General features: G+C 73.5%; 15 protein-coding genes. 5 read left to right on the top strand and 10 right to left on the bottom strand.

Features of this window, described 5'->3' with window-relative positions; all coding sequences use genetic code 11:
- Nucleotides 1-10: 10 nt before the first annotated feature.
- Both ACZ50K_RS29615 and ACZ50K_RS29610 read right to left on the bottom strand, forming a co-directional pair.
- The gene (locus ACZ50K_RS29615) at nucleotides 11-1204 is read right to left on the bottom strand and encodes a glutathionylspermidine synthase family protein (RefSeq protein WP_468908506.1); all 1194 of its coding nucleotides are present in this window, start codon (nucleotides 1202-1204) and stop codon (nucleotides 11-13) included.
- A gap of 34 nt (nucleotides 1205-1238) precedes the next feature.
- Entirely contained in the window at nucleotides 1239-1670 is a 432-nt protein-coding gene (locus ACZ50K_RS29610) for a hypothetical protein (protein ID WP_468908505.1), read from the bottom strand.
- Between the two features lie 116 nt (nucleotides 1671-1786).
- On the opposite strand from ACZ50K_RS29610, the gene ACZ50K_RS29605 reads away from it, so the two are divergent.
- On the top strand, nucleotides 1787-2635 hold the full coding sequence (locus ACZ50K_RS29605; protein ID WP_468908503.1) for a DMT family protein: 849 nt from the start codon (nucleotides 1787-1789) through the stop codon (nucleotides 2633-2635).
- On the opposite strand, the gene ACZ50K_RS29600 is transcribed toward ACZ50K_RS29605, so the two are convergent.
- Both ACZ50K_RS29600 and ACZ50K_RS29595 read right to left on the bottom strand, forming a co-directional pair.
- Entirely contained in the window at nucleotides 2619-2816 is a 198-nt protein-coding gene (locus tag ACZ50K_RS29600; RefSeq protein ID WP_468908502.1) for a DUF397 domain-containing protein, read from the bottom strand. The two genes, ACZ50K_RS29605 and ACZ50K_RS29600, sit on opposite strands and share 17 nt — an antisense overlap.
- Nucleotides 2813-3652 (bottom strand): helix-turn-helix domain-containing protein, encoded by an 840-nt coding sequence (locus tag ACZ50K_RS29595; protein WP_468908501.1) that lies wholly within the window; start codon nucleotides 3650-3652, stop codon nucleotides 2813-2815. Before ACZ50K_RS29595 ends, ACZ50K_RS29600 begins: the two co-directional genes overlap by 4 nt.
- Before the next feature lie 106 nt (nucleotides 3653-3758).
- On the opposite strand from ACZ50K_RS29595, the gene ACZ50K_RS29590 reads away from it, so the two are divergent.
- Nucleotides 3759-4187, top strand: a complete 429-nt coding sequence (locus ACZ50K_RS29590; RefSeq protein WP_468908500.1) for an ATP-binding protein — start codon at nucleotides 3759-3761, stop codon at nucleotides 4185-4187.
- A 27-nt stretch (nucleotides 4188-4214) separates the two neighbouring features.
- Here ACZ50K_RS29590 and pdxR read toward each other — a convergent pair whose 3' ends face one another.
- The gene (gene pdxR / locus ACZ50K_RS29585; RefSeq protein ID WP_468908499.1) at nucleotides 4215-5651 is read right to left on the bottom strand and encodes a MocR-like pyridoxine biosynthesis transcription factor PdxR; all 1437 of its coding nucleotides are present in this window, start codon (nucleotides 5649-5651) and stop codon (nucleotides 4215-4217) included.
- Nucleotides 5652-5697: 46 nt separating this feature from the next.
- Between pdxR and ACZ50K_RS29580 the strand changes: the two genes are divergently transcribed.
- The gene (locus ACZ50K_RS29580; protein ID WP_468908498.1) at nucleotides 5698-6189 is read left to right on the top strand and encodes a carboxymuconolactone decarboxylase family protein; all 492 of its coding nucleotides are present in this window, start codon (nucleotides 5698-5700) and stop codon (nucleotides 6187-6189) included.
- Nucleotides 6190-6258: 69 nt separating this feature from the next.
- Here ACZ50K_RS29580 and ACZ50K_RS29575 read toward each other — a convergent pair whose 3' ends face one another.
- The 3 genes from ACZ50K_RS29575 to ACZ50K_RS29565 all read right to left on the bottom strand — a co-directional run bounded on the left by ACZ50K_RS29575 (nucleotide 6259) and on the right by ACZ50K_RS29565 (nucleotide 8671).
- Nucleotides 6259-7248, bottom strand: coding sequence for a malate dehydrogenase (locus ACZ50K_RS29575; protein ID WP_468908497.1), 990 nt, complete (start codon nucleotides 7246-7248; stop codon nucleotides 6259-6261).
- Nucleotides 7249-7410: 162 nt separating this feature from the next.
- Nucleotides 7411-7821 (bottom strand): DUF3017 domain-containing protein, encoded by a 411-nt coding sequence (locus ACZ50K_RS29570; RefSeq protein WP_468908496.1) that lies wholly within the window; start codon nucleotides 7819-7821, stop codon nucleotides 7411-7413.
- A complete protein-coding gene (locus ACZ50K_RS29565) occupies nucleotides 7811-8671 on the bottom strand; it encodes a bifunctional methylenetetrahydrofolate dehydrogenase/methenyltetrahydrofolate cyclohydrolase (RefSeq protein WP_468908495.1) in 861 nt (286 codons plus the stop codon). Before ACZ50K_RS29565 ends, ACZ50K_RS29570 begins: the two co-directional genes overlap by 11 nt.
- Before the next feature lie 287 nt (nucleotides 8672-8958).
- On the opposite strand from ACZ50K_RS29565, the gene ACZ50K_RS29560 reads away from it, so the two are divergent.
- Nucleotides 8959-9594: a hypothetical protein gene (locus ACZ50K_RS29560; RefSeq protein WP_468908494.1), complete on the top strand. Its 636-nt coding sequence runs from the start codon at nucleotides 8959-8961 to the stop codon at nucleotides 9592-9594.
- 98 nt (nucleotides 9595-9692) lie between these two features.
- On the opposite strand, the gene purH is transcribed toward ACZ50K_RS29560, so the two are convergent.
- Both purH and purN read right to left on the bottom strand, forming a co-directional pair.
- Entirely contained in the window at nucleotides 9693-11294 is a 1602-nt protein-coding gene (purH, locus tag ACZ50K_RS29555) for a bifunctional phosphoribosylaminoimidazolecarboxamide formyltransferase/IMP cyclohydrolase (RefSeq protein ID WP_468908493.1), read from the bottom strand.
- Nucleotides 11291-11923: a phosphoribosylglycinamide formyltransferase gene (gene purN / locus ACZ50K_RS29550; RefSeq protein WP_468908492.1), complete on the bottom strand. Its 633-nt coding sequence runs from the start codon at nucleotides 11921-11923 to the stop codon at nucleotides 11291-11293. Before purN ends, purH begins: the two co-directional genes overlap by 4 nt.
- A 270-nt stretch (nucleotides 11924-12193) precedes the next feature.
- Here purN and ACZ50K_RS29545 point away from each other — a divergent pair, with 270 nt between their 5' ends.
- Complete coding sequence (locus tag ACZ50K_RS29545) at nucleotides 12194-12820, top strand: hypothetical protein (protein ID WP_468908491.1); 627 nt, start codon at nucleotides 12194-12196, stop codon at nucleotides 12818-12820.
- Nucleotides 12821-13080: the final 260 nt, after the last annotated feature.

Raw genomic sequence — 13080 nt, 5'->3', positions numbered from 1 at the left:
GACCGTCCCGCTAGAGGATGACGTGGGGCAGGAAACGGGCGTACTCGTCCGTGATCAGCCCCGCCGATTCCCGGATGCCGAGCCCCGCCGCCTCCTCCTCGACGACCCATGCGCCGAGCACCACCCGGTTGCCGTCGAAGTCGGGCAGCGGGGCCAGCGCCTGGAAGCAGTACCGCTCCCCGTCCTCCGGGACGAACGGCAGCCCGTCCGGACCCGGCTCGTGGACGGTGACCCCGGCGCCCTCGCGGCCCAGCAGCGGCTTGGCCACGTACCCGCCGTCCCCGGCGAGCTCCCGGGGGCCGTCGAGGTAGGCGGGGAGCAGGTTGGGGTGCTCGGGGAACAGCTCCCACAGGACGGCGAGCAGCGCCTTGTTGGAGAGCAGCATCTTCCAGACCGGCTCGATCCAGCAGGTGGTGCCCGATCCGCCGCCGTTGTCCAGGGTGTCCAGGACCTGGGGGGCGAACGGGTCGGTGACCATCCACTCCCAGGGATAGAGCTTGAAGCAGCTGCGGATGAAGCGGAGCTTCTCGTCCACGAAGCGGCCCGACAGCCGGTCCCAGCCGATCTTCTCGACGGCCAGCGCATGGGTCTCGATGCCGGCCTGCTCGGCGGTCTCCTGGAGGTAGGCGACCGTCATCAGGTCCTCGCCGAGCTCGTCGGCCTCGGAGTGCGCGAAGTGCAGCGGACCGGGCGGCAGCAGTTCGGCCTGCCGGCGCCAGGCGTCGACCAGGCGCTCGTGCAGCGAGTTCCACTGGTCGGCGCCGGGGAAGCGCTCCTCCATCCAGAACCACTGCGGGCTGGCCGCCTCCACCAGGGAGGTGGGGGTGTCCGCGTTGTACTCCAGCATCTTGGCCGGGCCGGTGCCGTCGTAGCGCAGGTCGAACCGGCCGTAGAGGGAGGGCTGTTCGGCCCGCCGCCGCCAGGAGTCGAGGATCCGCTCGCGGAGCCGGGGGTCGGTGATCCCGAGGTCGGCGAACCGGTCCTGCTCCACGATGTGGGCCGCCGCGGCCAGGCACATGGCGTGCAGCTCCTCGACCACGTCCTCCAGGGCCTCCACCTCGGGGAGGGAGAAGGAGTAGTAGGCGCTCTCGTCCCAGTAGGGGCGCAGGGAGTCATCCGGGTAGCGGGTCAGCGGATAGATCAGACCCTGCTCCTCCACGGTCCGCTGCCAGTCGGGCCGGGGTTCGATGGTGTGCCGCTTCATGTGCCTGCTCTTCCGGTTACGGCCCGTGGGGCGGTCAGCCGCCGCTGGAGCTCTTGCCGCCGCCGAAGCCGCCGCGCTGCACGGCGCTCTTGTCGAAGCTGCCGCCGGCCACCTTCTTGTCGTTGGCTCCCGCGACGCCGGTGGAGGTGTAGCCGCCGTAGTAGTAGGAGCCTCGGCCGCCCTTCTTGCACTCCTCCATGGAGTACTGGTTCAGGGTCTTGCGGTCGGCGCAGCGCTTGTCCGGCTCGTCGCTGCTGCCGCAGGCGACCAGGGTCGCCGCGAGCAGGCCCATGCCGCCGAGGGCGACCCCGCCGGAGCGCATCCGGCGGCGGGCGCGGCCGGTGGCGGTGCCGGTCGCGGCTATGCCGGCGGGACCGGTCGCGGCGGCGCCTTCGCGGGCGCCTTCGGTGGTGCCGGTGCTGCTGCCGGCGCTGCTGCCGGTGCTACTGCCGGTGCTGCTGTCCATGTCTGGGTGCTCCCCCTGCCGGTGGCGTGCTGCCGACAGAGTAGGGCCGGGCGTGCGGGGTATGGAATCCGGCCGCCGGATCCCCCCTCCACTACAGTCTGTTTGTGCTGATTGGGATGATTTCTGCGCTCGGTGCGGCCCTCTGCTTCGGTACCGCCTCCGTCCTCCAGGCGGTCGCCGCCCGGGCGGCGGCCGGTCAGGGCACGGGGGCGGGCGGTTCCGGGGTGGACGCGGCCCTGCTGCTGCGGGCGGTGCGCCAGTGGCGGTATCTCGCCGGTCTGGCCCTGGACGGAGCCGGGTTCGTGCTCCAGATCATCGCCCTGCGGCACATCCCGATCTACGCGGTGGGCGCCGCGCTGGCCGCCAGCCTGGCCGTGACGGCCGTGGTGGCCGCCCGGCTGCTGCGGGTCCGGCTGAGCCGCGGCGAGTGGGCCGCGGTCGGCGTGGTGTGCGCGGGCCTGGCGATGCTCGGCCTGGCCGCCGGCCCGGAGGGCCGTGAGGGCGGCGGCGACGCGCTGGCGTACGGCCTGCTGGGCGTGGCAGTGGCCGTCCTGCTGGCCGGGGCGGCGGCGGGCCGGCTCCCGGACCGCTCCCGGGCCCTGGTGCTGGGCCTGGGGGCGGGCACCGGCTTCGGGGTGGTGGAGGTCGCCGTCCGCCTGATCGAGGACATCGCCTGGTCGGCCCTGGCCGACCCCGCGTTCTACGCCCTGCTGCTGGGCGGGGCGGCCGGGTTCCTGCTGCTGACCTCGGCCCTGTCCCGCGGCTCGGTCACCACGGCCACGGCCGGCATGGTGCTCGGCGAGACCGTCGGACCGGCCCTGATCGGCGTCCTCTGGCTGGGCGACCGCACCCGCCCCGGCCTGGCCTGGCTGGCCGTTCTCGGCTTCGCCGTAGCGGTCTCCGGCGCCCTGGCCCTCTCCCGCTTCGGCGAACCCGAACCGACAGCCCCTACCGCCGGCCCTTGACCCCGTCCACGAACAGGTTGAACGCCACCGCGGAGAACCCGAGCACGGGCCCGGCCGCCACCTTGGAGTCCCGGACCGGCACCACCCCGTGCGAGGCCACGAGGTTGGCGGCCACCTCGACGCAGTTGCCGCCATTGTTGCTGTAGGAGGACTTGAACCAGCGGGGAGATTCGGTCGTCATGGGGTGCCCTTTCGGAACTGGCTGATCATGGCCACGGATGCCGCCTGCGACAGCGCCTCGGCCTGGAGCTGGTGATAGGCCGTCAGCATGGGAAGCACGGACGCGCTCTCGCGGTCCAAGTATCCCTGAGCCTGGGACTCGGCATAGATGATTACGGACCGGTCCGGGAGCGTCAGGAGGTTGACCGGCAGGTCGAACGTGCGCCGCTCACCCATGGCGTAAGGCGCCACCTGGAGCAGGGTGTTCGGCAGCTCGGCGAACTCGATCAGACGCTCCAACTGGGCATCCATCACAGCGGCGCCGCCGACGGGACGCCGGATGCAGCTCTCGTCCATGGTCACGAACACCATGGGCGGCTTGGGCCGCATCAGGGCCGCCTGGCGCTCCGCCAGGAGCGAGACCCGTTCGTCCGCCTGCTCGGGCGTGATGGCTCCGCGCCGCACCGCACTGTCCGCCAGGACCCTGGCGTACTCGGGCGTCTGGAGCAGGCCCGGCATGATGCCCACCTCGAAGAGGCGGAGCTCCACCGCCCGGCCCTCGTAGCCGACGTACTCCGGGAAGCCCTCCAGCAGGGAGCCGTGGCGCAGTTCGCGCCATTCGCGTTCGAACGAGTCGGCGGTTCCGGCGACGCCGAACAGCTGGTCCAGCTTGCGTGCGAACGGGAGGGTCGGCGGTTTGCGGGCGGTTTCCACGGCGGAGATGTGCTGGCTGGAGTACTCCGTCCTCCTGGCCAGCTCCTCCTGGTTCCAGCCGCGCTGCTCCCGGAACCTGCGGACCCTCGCCCCGAAGGCCGCCCGCGGGCTGCTCTCCGGCTTCAGTTCCTTGCGATTGACCATCCCTGCCCCCAACCCTTCCTTCATTACTGCCCAGTTGAAGGGATTCCCCGTTCTCGGCCACCCTGAACCCACTCGGTAGTGGAACGACTACGGACAGGAGTGGCCCATGCCCGGAACGAACCCCTTCACCTACGACCAGGAGTGGCACCGGCAGTTCAGCAGCACCCCGCGCGGGGCCCGGCTGGCCCGGCACATGGCCCTGCTCGAACTGGCCGGCTGGGGCCATCCGCTCGGCGGGCCGGACTCCGACCGGGTCGCGCACGTGGTCGCGGAGCTGGCGGCCAACGCCGTGTCCCACGGTCGCGCTCCGGGCCGGACCTTCGAGGTCCGGGTGGCCGACCTGGGGGAGGTCTTCCGGGTGGAGGTCTCCGACGCCCGCGCGGACCGGCTGCCCGGGGTCCTGCCGCCCCATGAACGGGAGCACGGGCACGGCATGCGGCTCGTGGACGCCCTGAGCACGGCCTGGGGCGTGTCGGACCGCACCGTCGGGAAGACCGTGTGGGCCGAGTGCGCCAAGCACCGGCCGCCCGTCTGAGGACTCCCCCGCGCGCCCGCGCCCCCGCTACGGGAGGGCCGCCGCCAGGGCCGCCAGGGTGGGGGCCCAGGCGCTGTCCGGCGGGCTGCCGTAGCCGATGACCAGGGCGTCCCGGGGCGGGAGTTCGGCCTCGGGGTGGCGGAAGCCGGACAGGCCGTCCAGGGCCAGGCCGTGCCAGGCCGCGGCCTGGAGGACGGAGCGTTCGGTGCCGGGCGGCAGGTCCAGCACGGCGTGCAGGCCGGCCGCGATCCCGGTGACCGGGAACCGGTCGCCCACCGCCGCCACCAGGTGGTCCCGGCGCCGCCGGTAGCGCAGCCGCATTCCCCGCACGTGCCGGTCGTACGCCCCCGAGGTGATGAACTGTGCCAGGGTCAGCTGGTCCAGCGCGCTGCACGTCCAGTCGGTGTAGCCGCGGGCCGCGAGCACCTCGTCCAGCAGGCCCGGCGGCACCGCCATCCAGCCCAGCCGCAGCCCGGGGGCCAGGGACTTGCTGGCCGTGCCCAGATAGACCACCCGCTCCGGGTCCAGGCCCTGGAGGGCACCGACCGGCTGGCGGTCGTAGCGGAACTCCCCGTCGTAGTCGTCCTCCAGGACCAGCCCGCCCGAGGCGCGCGCCCAGTCGACCACCGCGGCCCGCCGGCCGGGTGTGAGCGCGGCCCCGGTGGGGAACTGGTGCGCCGGGGTCAGCAGCACCGCGCCGGCCGTCATGGCGCGCAGGTCCGGGGTGCGGGCGCCCGCGCCGTCCACGGGCAGCGGGCGGGTCCGCAGCCCCTCGGCCGTCAGCAGGTCCCGGTGGACGTCCAGGCTGTACGCCTCCACCGCCACCTCCGCGACCCGGCGGGCCCGCAGCACCCGGCCCAGCATCATCAGCCCGTGCACGAACCCGGAGCACAGCACGATCCGTTCGGGGTCCGCGTGCACCCCGCGGGCCCGTGCCAGATAGCCGGCCAGGGCCTCCCGGAGCTCGACCCGGCCGCGCGGGTCCCCGTATCCGAAGGCCTCGTTCGGCGCCCGGGTCAGCGCCCGGCGGGCCGCCGTCAGCCAGGCGGCGCGCGGGAACCCGCCGAGGTCGGGGGAGCCGGGCAGCAGGCTGTACGCGGCCCTGCCCTGCCGGGTGGGCCGGCGGACCACCGGTCCGGTGGGGGCCGGCCGGGGGGTGGCCCGCGGGGCCACCCGGGTGCCGGAGCCCTGCCGGGCGGTGAGCCAGCCCTCGGCGACCAGCTCGGCGTACGCCTCCGCGACCGTGTTCCGGGCCACCCCCAGATCGGCGGCCAGCGTCCGGGAGGACGGCAGTCGGGCCCCCGGGGCCAGCCGGCCCCCGCGCACGGCCTCCCGCAGCGCCGCCGCCAGACCCGCCCGCAGCCCGCGGCCGGCGGACAGCTCCAGGTGCAGGTCGGCGCCGAAGGCACCGGAACCGGGTCCGGCCGGTCCGGCCCCCGCCGGATTGGCCCAGGAATCCGTCATGAAAATGGACCATACCGGCGGACGGTCGGCAACCTAGGTTGAACCCATGCCGAACAGCGAATACGCCCCCGAAGAGCCCGCCCGCATGCAGTGGCACGCCCTCGCCCCCGAGGTCTACAAGGCGATGGTCGCCCTGGAGATCGCCTCCCGGAAGGGTCTGGACCCGGTCCTCGTCGAACTCGTCAAGATCCGCGCCTCGCAGCTCAACCACTGCGCGTTCTGCCTGGACATGCACACCAAGGACGCCGTCGCGGCCGGCGAGACGGTCGAGCGGATCGTGCAGCTCGCCGCCTGGGCGGAGTCCCGGCACTTCTACACCGAGCGGGAACTGGCCGCGATCGAGTTCACCGAGGCCGTCACCCTGCTCACCGACGGATTCGTCCCGGACGAGGTGTACGCCCGGGCGGCCAAGCAGTTCGAGCCGGCCGAGCTGGCCCAGCTGACCGCCGTGATCGCGACCATCAACGCCTGGAACCGCTTCGCGGTGACCACCCGCTCGGTCCCCGGCCACTACACCCCGGGCATGTTCCAGCACTGAGCCCCGGAAGACGCCGGAGCGCCCCGGTCGGAGATCCGACCGGGGCGCTCCCGTGGTTCAGCGGGTGACTCAGATGAGGCCGAGCTCGCGCACCGCGTCGCGCTCCTCGGAGAGCTCCTGCACCGAGGCGTCGATGCGGGCGCGGGAGAACTCGTTGATGTCCAGGCCCTGGACGATCTCGTACTTGCCGTCCTTGCAGACGACCGGGAACGAGGAGATCAGGCCGGCCGGGACGCCGTAGGAGCCGTCCGACGGGATGCCCATGGAGGTCCAGTCGCCCTCGGCGGTGCCGTTGACCCAGGTGTGGACGTGGTCGATGGCGGCGTTGGCGGCCGAGGCGGCCGAGGAGGCGCCGCGGGCCTCGATGATCGCCGCACCGCGCTTGGCGACGGTCGGGATGAACTCGTCGGCCAGCCACGCCTGGTCGCCGATGACCTCGGCGGCGTTCTTGCCGGCGATCTCCGCGTGGAAGACGTCCGGGTACTGGGTGGCCGAGTGGTTGCCCCAGATGGTCAGGCGCTTGATGTCGGAGACGGCGGCACCGGTCTTGGCGGCCAGCTGCGAGATCGCGCGGTTGTGGTCCAGCCGGGTCATCGCGGTGAAGCGCTCGGCCGGTACGTCCGGGGCGGCGGCCTGGGCGATCAGCGCGTTGGTGTTCGCCGGGTTGCCGACGACCAGCACACGGATGTCGTCCGCGGCGTTGTCGTTGATGGCCTTGCCCTGCGGCTTGAAGATGCCGCCGTTCGCGGAGAGCAGGTCGCCGCGCTCCATGCCCTTGGTGCGGGGGCGGGCGCCGACGAGCAGGGCGACGTTCGCACCGTCGAACGCCTTGTTGGCGTCGTCGGTGATCTCGATGCCGCGCAGCAGCGGGAAGGCGCAGTCGTCGAGCTCCATGGCGGTGCCCTCGGCGGCCTTGAGGCCCTGCGGGATCTCCAGGAGGCGCAGGTTGACCGGCACGTCAGCGCCGAGCAGGTGGCCGGACGCGATGCGGAAGAGCAGCGCGTAACCGATCTGGCCGGCGGCGCCGGTGACGGTGACATTCACGGGAGTGCGGGTCATGGCCTTCTCCGTTAGACAGCTGGCGGTGGGACGTCCCTGCCCCATGTGCGCAGGCTATCCGACCGCGGGACGCCCCAATCCCCCGGTCCGTGTGGCACGTCGCACACGGGGCCGGGGGTTCGCAGGCGGAACGGCCCCGTGGCCTGCCCGTCCGGGGGCCCGCTAGCGGACGAAGAACCGGACGCTGTTCTCCAGCCAGGGGAGTTCCAGCAGCGAGTCGGGTTCCATCATCAGCGCGAGCAGGGTGATGGCGCCGCCGAGGATGCCGTACGTGACCATGTCGGTGAACCGGGAGCGGACCGCCAGCATGCCCACCGAGGGCAGTATCTGCCGCAGCACCGCGGCCGCCACCAGCACCGCGCCGATCAGCAGGCAGCCGATCCGCGGGTGCCCGAAGGCGGTGAACAGCAGCCCGGCCGCGGTCGCGGCGAGCACGCTGAGCATCGGCCACTGCCGGGCCGGCGCGGGCGCGTCCGGGGGCGCCGCCCGGCCGCCGCCCTCGGGGCGGGCGGTGTCCCGGGTGATCTGGGGGAACCGCCGCGAACGGCGCCGCCCGCCCTGCTCAGCCCGCACTGGTCGCCCGCTCGGCGGCCTCGACCACGTTGACGAGGAGCTGGGCGCGGGTCATCGGGCCCACCCCGCCCGGGTTCGGCGAGATCCAGCCGGCCACCTGGGCCACACCGGGGTGCACATCGCCGACGATCTTGCCGTTCTCGTCGCGGCTGACGCCGACGTCGAGCACGGCGGCGCCCGGCTTGACGTCCTCCGGCTTCACCAGGTGCGGGACACCGGCCGCCGCCACCACGATGTCGGCCTGCCGGAGCAGCCCGGACAGGTCCCGGGTGCCGGTGTGGCAGAGGGTGACGGTGGCGTTCTCCGACTTGCGGGTGAGGAGCAGGCCGATGGAGCGGCCCACCGTGATGCCGCGGCCCAGCACGACCACGTGCGCGCCGTTGATCTCCACCTGGTGGTGGCGGAGCAGCTGGACGATCCCGAAGGGGGTGCAGGGCAGCGGGCCCGGCTCGTTCAGGACCAGCCGGCCCAGCGACATCGGGTGCAGGCCGTCGGCGTCCTTGGCCGGGTCCATCAGTTCCAGCACCCGGTTGGTGTCGATGCCCTTGGGGAGCGGGAGTTGCACGATGTAGCCGGTGCAGGACGGGTCCTCGTTGAGCTCCCGGACGACCGCCTCGATCTCCTCCTGGGAGGCGGTGGCGGGCAGTTCGCGGCGGATCGACTCGATGCCGACCTCGGCGCAGTCCTTGTGCTTTCCGTTGACGTACCAGCGGCTGCCCGGATCGTCACCGACCAGCAGGGTGCCGAGGCCGGGGGTGGTGCCCCGGGCCTTGAGCGCCTCGACGCGGGTGGTCAGTTCGGACTTGATCGCGGCTGCCGTGGCCTTGCCGTCGAGAATCTGGGCGGTCATGTCCCCATCCTTCCGGATGGACCCGCCCCGGTTCCAGTCAGCGGATCCGGCCGGACCGCGTACGGCGGGCGCCGGGCGGGTGCGGGACGCCCGCACGGCACGCGGAGCGCATTGCACTTGCACAACGAGTGACCCCGGTGCGCCCCGGGCGACTGGACAACGGCTCGAACCAGCCACGACGATGGCCGCAGTAGTGCCGCGGGCAGTGCCGGGGGGCGGACCGCACGCTGGACCTTCCTCCGCGCGCGAGCCGCGCGTCCCCGCACTCCCACGGAGGAACACCCCAGATGAGCTTCGGCGACCCGAACAATCCCTACGGGCAGCAGCCCGCCGCCCCGCAGGGCCAGCCCCAGTACGGCTATCCGCAACCGGCCGGCTACGGCTACCCGCAGCAGGCCCCGCAGGGCTACCCCGGCTACCCGGCCGGCGCCGGCGCGGGCTACCCGGGCGGACATGTCCCCATGCCCGGCAGTGTGGTCGCCGCCCGCGTCATCCTCTTCATCCAGGGCGGCCTGACGGCGGTCGGCGGGGTCATCGCGCTGATCTTCGGCGCGGTGTTCGCCTCGGCGACCGCGGACTCCTCCAGCTCCTCCGCCTCGGACTTCGGCGCCATCGCCGGCGGGGTCGCGGTCGTGATCGGCCTGATCCTCATCGGGATCTCCCTGTGGCCGATCCTGACCGCCGCCAAGCTGAGCAAGGGCCGCACCGGCGTCCGGGTCTCCGGCATCGTCTTCGGCTCGATCCAGGCCCTGTTCGCCGGCATCAGCATGCTGGCGAGCCTGGCCGCCTCGGCCGACGCCCACGGGGAGGCCGCCGCGCTGATCTTCCCGCTGATCCTCAACCTGATCTCGCTCGGCCTGAGCATCTGGGTCATCGCCGGCCTGGCCAACGCCGCGGCGGGCGCCTACTTCAAGCGCCCGTAACCCCCGGCCCCGCAGACGGCGGAGGCCGCCCCGATCGCTCCGGGGCGGCCTCCGCCGTCTCGTCCGTACCGCGCCGCCGTGCCGCGCGGCCGGTCCCGTCAGTGGAAGAAGTGGCGGGTGCCGGTGAGGTACATGGTGACGCCGGCCGCCTTCGCGGCCTCGATCACCTGGTCGTCGCGCATCGAGCCGCCCGGCTGGACGACGGCCTTGATGCCGGCCGCGGTCAGGATCTCCAGGCCGTCGGGGAACGGGAAGAACGCGTCGGACGCCGCGTACGAGCCCCGGGCGCGCTCGGCGCCCGCCCGCTCGACCGCGAGCTTCGCCGAGTCCACCCGGTTCACCTGTCCCATGCCGACGCCGACCGAGGCACCGTCCTTGGCCAGCAGGATCGCGTTGGACTTGACCGCCCGGCAGGCCTTCCAGGCGAAGGCGAGCTCGGCGAGCTCCGCCGCCGTGAGGGCCTCGCCGGTGGCCAGGGTCCAGTTCGCCGGGTCGTCGCCCTCGGCGTGCAGCAGGTCGGACTGCTGGAGCAGCACCCCGCCGCTGATCGGCTTGAGGTCGCCCGGCTGGTGCGGGGTCCCGTCGACCTTCAGCACCCGGATGTTCTTCTTGCGGGCGAGGACCTCCACGGCCCCGTCCTCGTAGCCGGGGGCCGCGATGACCTCGGTGAAGATCTCGGCGACCTGCTCGGCGAGCTCCACCGTCACCGGGCGGTTGACCGCGATGACCCCGCCGAACGCGGACAGCGGGTCGCAGGCGTGCGCCTTGCGGTGCGCCTCGGCCAGGTCCGCGCCGACCGCGATCCCGCACGGGTTGGCGTGCTTGATGATCGCCACGCAGGGCTCTTCGTGGTCGTAGGCGGCCCGGCGGGCGGCCTCGGTGTCCACATAGTTGTTGAAGGACATCTCCTTGCCGTGCAGCTGCTCGGCGTTGGCGAGCCCGCCCGGCTGCCCGTCCACGTACAGCGCGGCCGCCTGGTGCGGGTTCTCCCCGTACCGCAGGCCGGCCTTGCGCTCCCAGGCGCCCGCGAGGAACTCGGGCAGCGCGCCCTCCGCGCCCTCGCCCTCGCCGGCCTCCGGCGCGTACGCATTCGTGAACCAGGAGGCCACGGCCACGTCGTAGGCGGCGGTGTGCTGGAACGCCTCGGCGGCCAGCCGCTTGCGGGCGGTCAGCTCGAAGCCGCCGCCGGCGGCCGCGGCGAGCACGTCGGCGTACCGCTCCGGGCTGGTGACCACGGCCACCGACGGGTGGTTCTTCGCCGCGGCGCGGACCATCGAGGGCCCGCCGATGTCGATCTGCTCCACGCACTCGTCGGGGGTGGCGCCGGAGGCCACGGTCTCCCGGAACGGGTACAGGTTGACGACCACCAGGTCGAAGGGCTCGACCCCGAGCTCGGCGAGCTGCTCGCGGTGGCTCTCCAGCCGCAGGTCCGCGAGGATCCCGGCGTGCACCCGCGGGTGCAGGGTCTTGACCCGGCCGTCCAGGCACTCGGGGAAGCCGGTGAGCTCCTCCACCTTGGTCACGGGCACCCCGGCCGCGGCGATCCTGGAGGCGGTCGAACCGGTGGAGACCAGCGCCACGCCCGCCTCGTGCAGCCCGCGCGCGAGCTCTTCCAGCCCGGTCTTGTCGTACACGCTGATGAGCGCCCGGCGGATGGGCCGCTTCGTCGTCGTACCTTCGGCGGTCACTTCGGCGGTCACTGGATCGTTACCTTTCGTCCCTCAATGCGGTAGCCGTGCCGGGCCAGACGCCCCACGACATCGACGAGCAGCCTGCGCTCGACTTCCTTGATGCGCTCATGGAGAGCGGCTTCGCCTTCCGGAGTGGCCTCCTCGGTCACCTCGACCACACCCTGGGCGATGATCGGACCGGTGTCCACGCCGGCGTCCACGAAGTGGACGGTGCAGCCGGTGACCTTCGCCCCGTAGGCGAGGGCGTCCCGGACCCCGTGCGCGCCGGGGAAGGCGGGCAGCAGCGCCGGGTGGGTGTTGACGAACCGGCCCTCGTAGCGGCCGATGAACTCCGGGCCCACGATCTTCATGAACCCGGCGGACACCACCAGGTCCGGTGCGTGGGCGGCGGTGGCCTCGGTCAGCGCCCGGTCCCAGTCCGCCCGGGTGGCGTAGTCCCGCACCGGGCACACGAAGGTGGGAATCCCCGCCTTCTCGGCCCGCTCCAGACCGGCGATCGAGTCCCGGTCGGCACCCACGGCCACGACGCGCGCGCCGAAGCCTTCGGGTCCCCCGGGGTCGGCGTCGATGGCATCAAGCAGGGCCTGGAGATTGGTGCCGGAACCGGAGACCAGCACGACCAGGCGGGAGACGGCCATGGGGGCCCTTTCTCACGGGTGCGTCTTATGCGATCGTACGAAACTCCGGGCCCCTGATATACGGGGAACCATACGAAGCCACCGACCGCCTGCAACGATACCGGCACACCGGGCGGCCCCCGAGGGACGGTCCCCTCCCCGGGCGGTAGCGTCTGGCATACCAACGCATTCACCCACCAGCCACCACCAGCACCACCCCGCCACGCACCGCCACCACACACCGCGCCAGCCCACCAGACTCCACACACCACAGGGGAAGAAACGCACCCGATGCCGGACCGCCGCCAGTCCTCCACCCCGCCGTCCTCGCCGAACGGCGACGACAACCCGTTCGCGGCTCCCCCGGAGGGGCGCCCCGACCAGCCCTGGCAGCCGCGCGACGGAGCGGAGCCGGCCGGCGGCGGTGACCCGTCCCGCCCGACCGGCGGCGACACCGACCGCCGCCCCGACGGCAAGCGCCCGTCCCGCTGGGACCCCACGGACCCGGTCCAGCGCCGGGCCCGGTACGCGCTGCTGGCCGGCATGTGGGGCTTCTTCTTCGGCCTGTTCGGCATCCCCTCGATGGGACTGCTGCTGGGCGCGCTCGCCCTGTACTGGGGCATCAGCGCACTCCGCGGCAAGCAGGAGGCGAAGCCGGGCGCGGACGGCACCCGCCCGGCCGCCGCACCGGCGACCCCGCTGCCCGCCGCCTACGTCCGCCCGCAGCGGACGGCGGCCATCGCCGGCCTGGTGACGGCCGCGCTGGCCATCCTGTTCGCGGCCGGCTCGTACACGCTGCAGATCGTCTACAAGGACTTCTACGTCTGCCGCGACGACGCCCTCACCCAGACCGCCGAACTCAAGTGCAACGACGAGCTCCCCAAGCCGCTCCGGGGCATCCTGGGCGTCCAGCCCTGACCGATCCGCCCGGCCCCGCAGACGCACCGCGGCCCCCGGCCCCGCCGTATGGCGGGCCGAGGGCCGCGGTGCGTCGCGGGCGGCGCGCGGTGCCGCGGGCGGCTGGGGCGGCGCGGGCGGCGGGGGCGTCGCGGGCGGCGCGGGCGGCGCGGGCGGCGCGGGCGTCGCGGGCCGCGCGGGCGGCGCGGGCCGCGCGGGCGGCGCGGGCCGCGCGGGCGGCGCGGGCCGCGCGGGCGGCGCGGGCCGCGCGGGCGGCGCGG

It is taken from the genome of Streptomyces sp. NPDC033845 (assembly GCF_055576225.1).
Note: the sequence above shows the minus strand (reverse complement) of the source record. Positions and strands in the feature narration are given on the sequence as shown.

Coding starts and splice junctions, on each gene's coding strand:
- ACZ50K_RS29615 (WP_468908506.1), bottom strand. CDS start 1,204: ATGAAGCGGCACACCATCGAACCCCGGCCCGACTGGCAGCGGACCGTG.
- ACZ50K_RS29610 (WP_468908505.1), bottom strand. CDS start 1,670: ATGGACAGCAGCACCGGCAGTAGCACCGGCAGCAGCGCCGGCAGCAGC.
- ACZ50K_RS29605 (WP_468908503.1), top strand. CDS start 1,787: ATGATTTCTGCGCTCGGTGCGGCCCTCTGCTTCGGTACCGCCTCCGTC.
- ACZ50K_RS29600 (WP_468908502.1), bottom strand. CDS start 2,816: ATGACGACCGAATCTCCCCGCTGGTTCAAGTCCTCCTACAGCAACAAT.
- ACZ50K_RS29595 (WP_468908501.1), bottom strand. CDS start 3,652: ATGGTCAATCGCAAGGAACTGAAGCCGGAGAGCAGCCCGCGGGCGGCC.
- ACZ50K_RS29590 (WP_468908500.1), top strand. CDS start 3,759: ATGCCCGGAACGAACCCCTTCACCTACGACCAGGAGTGGCACCGGCAG.
- pdxR (WP_468908499.1), bottom strand. CDS start 5,651: ATGACGGATTCCTGGGCCAATCCGGCGGGGGCCGGACCGGCCGGACCC.
- ACZ50K_RS29580 (WP_468908498.1), top strand. CDS start 5,698: ATGCCGAACAGCGAATACGCCCCCGAAGAGCCCGCCCGCATGCAGTGG.
- ACZ50K_RS29575 (WP_468908497.1), bottom strand. CDS start 7,248: ATGACCCGCACTCCCGTGAATGTCACCGTCACCGGCGCCGCCGGCCAG.
- ACZ50K_RS29565 (WP_468908495.1), bottom strand. CDS start 8,671: ATGACCGCCCAGATTCTCGACGGCAAGGCCACGGCAGCCGCGATCAAG.
- ACZ50K_RS29560 (WP_468908494.1), top strand. CDS start 8,959: ATGAGCTTCGGCGACCCGAACAATCCCTACGGGCAGCAGCCCGCCGCC.
- purN (WP_468908492.1), bottom strand. CDS start 11,923: ATGGCCGTCTCCCGCCTGGTCGTGCTGGTCTCCGGTTCCGGCACCAAT.
- ACZ50K_RS29545 (WP_468908491.1), top strand. CDS start 12,194: ATGCCGGACCGCCGCCAGTCCTCCACCCCGCCGTCCTCGCCGAACGGC.